We start from the raw sequence: 3,372 nt of genomic DNA on the forward strand, positions 1-3,372 counted from the left end.
GACGCTGGTCGTCACCAACGGCACCGGGCAGGCCCTGCCGGCCGGGCCCGTGGACGTCGGCGTGGACGGCGAACCGCTGCCGACCACCGCGCTGCCCACGCTCGCCCCCGGCGGCACCGGCCGGGTCGGTCTCGGCCCCGCCGAGGCGCTCCGGGTCGCGCGCCGCACCGAACTCCTCGAGTCGACCGCGGGGCTGCGCAACTCGACGACCGTGCTCGCTCACCGGGTGCACATCGAGCTGGCCAACCGGCTGCCGCGCCCCGTCACCGTCGAGGTCCGCGAGCGCGTCCCCGTCACCTCAGACTCCGACGTCCGGATCGAGGAGCGGGCCGACTGGACCGTCCCGGCCGACGGCGAGGGGCCCGACCTGCACGCCGCCGGGACCCGGCTGTGGCGGGCCGACGTGCCCGCGGGCGGCGCCGCCGTGCTCGACGGCGGCTACGAGATCCGGATCCCGGCCGCCAAGGCCCTCACCGGCGGCAACCGGAGGAGCTGACCCACCATGTCCCCGACCTCTCCCGCACCTGCACCCGCATCCGAACCCGAACCCGCACCCGTCCCCATGCCCGTCACCGCGGTGACCTGCCTCGAGGACCGCGCCCAGATCACCCGCACCGCGGCCCTCGAGCTGACGGCCGGGGTCCGGCGGCTGCGTCTCGGACCGGTCAGCGCCCTCGCCGTCGACCGCAGTCTGCACGCCGAACTGACCGGTGCCGAGGCCGACGTCCTCGACGTGCGGATCGTGCGGGCCTGGACCCCGCGCGGCCCGCAGGCACCCACCGAGGACGATGCGCCGCTGCGCCGGCACGCGTACGCCCTCCAGGAGCAGCAGACCGGTCTCGAGCACCACCGCGACCGGCTGCGCACCCGCCTGGACGTCCTCGACCGGCTGGCCGGCGACCTGCTCCGCGACATCGCCGAGGGCGCCGGCGCGGGCGAGAGCGAACCGGAGCGCTGGACCACGGAACTGGACCGGGTCGACGCCGAACGCGCGGCCCACGAGGACGAACTGGCCGCGGTCGGCGCCCGGCTGGCCCGCGTCGCGGCCGAACTCGGCAGCACGCACGACGCGCTGGCCCTCGCCGAGGAGGAACCCCCGTCCCTCACCGCGCACATCGAGCTGACCGTGCGAGCGGCGGCCGCCGGCCCCGCCACCCTGCGCGTGACGCATCTGACCCCCTGCGCGCTGTGGCGACCCGCCTACCGGGCCACGCTCGACGGCGACCGGCTGACGCTCCGCACGGACGCGACGGTCTGGCAGCGCACGGGCGAGGACTGGAGCGGCGTGGACCTCACGCTGTCGACCGCCCGCTCCACGCAGGCGACCAGCCCGCCCCGCCTCGTCGAGGACCGCCTGACCCTGCGGGACCGGTCCGCGGACGAACGCCGCACCGTGGACGTCGCCGTGCGCGAGGAGACCGTCGGCGACGTCGGTCCGCTCCAGGTGGCCGGGCCGCCCGGCGTGGACGACGGCGGCGAGACCCGGGTGCTGCGGGCTCCGGCCCCGGCGTCGGTGCCCTCGGACGGCCGCGCCCACCGCGTCCCGCTGTCGAGCGCGAGCACGACGGCCCGCACCGAGCAGGTCTGCGCGCCCGAGCTCTCGCCGCTGGTCACCGAGGTCGCCCGGTTCACGAACCCCACCGGGCACGCCCTCCTCACGGGCCCGGTCGACCTGGTGCGCGGCAGCGGCTTCACGGGCCGGGGCACGCTCCCCTTCACGGCGCCGGACGCCCCGCAGGAGCTGGCCTTCGGCTCCTCGGACACCTACCGGGTGACCCGCGAGACGGAGGAGAGCCGCGACACGGCGACCCTCACCCAGCGCACCGTGATCACCCGCACCGTCCGGCTGCACGTCTCGCGCTTCTCCGCGCCGGACGAGACCGGCGAGCGCACCGTCACCCTGCGCGAGCGCATCCCGGTGTCCGAGGTCGCGGACGTCGACGTCCGCCTGCGCGAGGACCGTTGCTCCCCGGCGCCGGACGGGGTCGACGCGGAGGGGATCGTGCGCTGGGACCTCACGCTGCCGCCGGGCGCGCACCGGACCGTGACCCTGGTGTACGACGTGGTGGCGCGCGCCAAGGTGACCGGGCTGTAGGGCGCCGGGCTCCAGCGGACCGGTCCTCCGGGGCCGGGCCGCCCCGAAGGGGCGTCGGGCCCCGGCCCGTTCACGCGGGCAGCGCCGCCACCGGGCCGTTGCGCTCGCGCCAGGCGGAGCGGTGCGCCCGCGCCGACGCCGACGCGGAGCGCCGTGCCTCGGGGGCGACGGGCAGCCGGCACAGGGCGTCGAGCGTGGTGAGCATGCCCTCGGCGAAGCGGTGTCCGAGCGGGGTCAGCCGCGGGGAGCCGAGCACCTGCGCGGTCGCTTCGCGGGCGGCGGCACGCCAGCGGGTGAACTGGAACTCGGCGGCGGCGCGCAGCTCGCGGTCCGGGGTGCTCTCCCGCTGCCGGTTCCAGAACCGGGCGACGCCCAGATGCGCGTAGGCCCCGTGGAAGAGGCCGAGCAGCGGGCGCGGGTCGGGGCGCCAGGACGCGTAGTAGAGCTCGCTGCCGCCGGGCTCGAAGAGGTCGAAGAGGTGCAGCAGCGCCGCGAACTTGTTGTGCTGGGCCTCGTGGGCGAGCGTCACGGCGAAGCGGGTGGCGGTGGCGGGCCGGGACAGGGCGAGGCAGCCGAAGGTCTCGGCGTTGCTGCCGCTGACGGTGCCGCTCACGGCGTCGACGAGGGGCACCAGGACCCAGGGGACGGCGGCGAGTTCGGCGTGCAGCTCGGCGTGGTCGGCGGCGAGCAGGTCGACCGCGGCGCGCGCGGTGTGCCGCCAGTGCCGTACCTCCCCTTCGGGCATGCCGTCGGGCGCGCGGACGGCCCGCTGGAAGCACGGCGGATCGATCGTGTCGAGGAGCAGCGGCGCCGAGGGGCCCAGTGCGGCGAGGCGGTGCGCGCCCTGCCAGCGGCCCGCGGCGCCGTGCGGATCGCGCGGGACCGTCAGCGGCGGGGGGCCACCGGGGGCGCCCGGCAGGGCGAGACGGGTGCGGCCGTCCGCGCCGACCTCGAGCTCGACGGGCCCGTGCCCGTCCGCTCCGGCGCCGGGGACGTGGGCGTGTCCGACGGAGGGCAGCGTCACCCAGGGACCGTCGGGCGTCCAGCGCAGCCGTTCGGGCAGGCCCGAGCGCACGGCGGCAGCGGCGGCGAGCGCGGTGAACCACGACAGCGACGGACGCGGGGCGGCGGCGCCCGCCGTGCCGTCGCGGAGCCGGTCGAGACGGACGAGGAGCCGGACGAGCGCGGGCCCGGCCGCCGGGTGGGTGAGGACGGCCGCCGCTCGGTCCGGATCCCGGCGCTGGGCCGCGGCGAGGACCTCCCAGGCCCGCCGGGCC

Annotated in this window: 3 protein-coding genes; 2 read left to right on the forward strand and 1 reads right to left on the reverse strand. The window is 77.8% G+C overall.

Going from position 1 to position 3,372, the window contains the following annotated elements; translation table 11 throughout:
• On the forward strand, nucleotides 1–496 hold a 496-nt coding region (locus GTW43_RS04845; RefSeq protein WP_161300368.1), incomplete at its 5' end, for a DUF4139 domain-containing protein.
• 6 nt (nucleotides 497–502) lie between these two features.
• The gene (locus tag GTW43_RS04850) at nucleotides 503–2,095 is read left to right on the forward strand and encodes a DUF4139 domain-containing protein (protein ID WP_161300369.1); all 1,593 of its coding nucleotides are present in this window, start codon (nucleotides 503–505) and stop codon (nucleotides 2,093–2,095) included.
• A 70-nt stretch (nucleotides 2,096–2,165) separates the two neighbouring features.
• Here the strand turns inward: GTW43_RS04850 and GTW43_RS04855 are convergent.
• A partial coding sequence (locus GTW43_RS04855; protein WP_161300370.1) for an HEXXH motif-containing putative peptide modification protein occupies nucleotides 2,166–3,372 on the reverse strand: 1,207 nt, incomplete at its 5' end.

Source organism: Streptomyces sp. SID5785 (assembly GCF_009870065.1).
Taxonomy (GTDB): domain Bacteria; phylum Actinomycetota; class Actinomycetes; order Streptomycetales; family Streptomycetaceae; genus Streptomyces.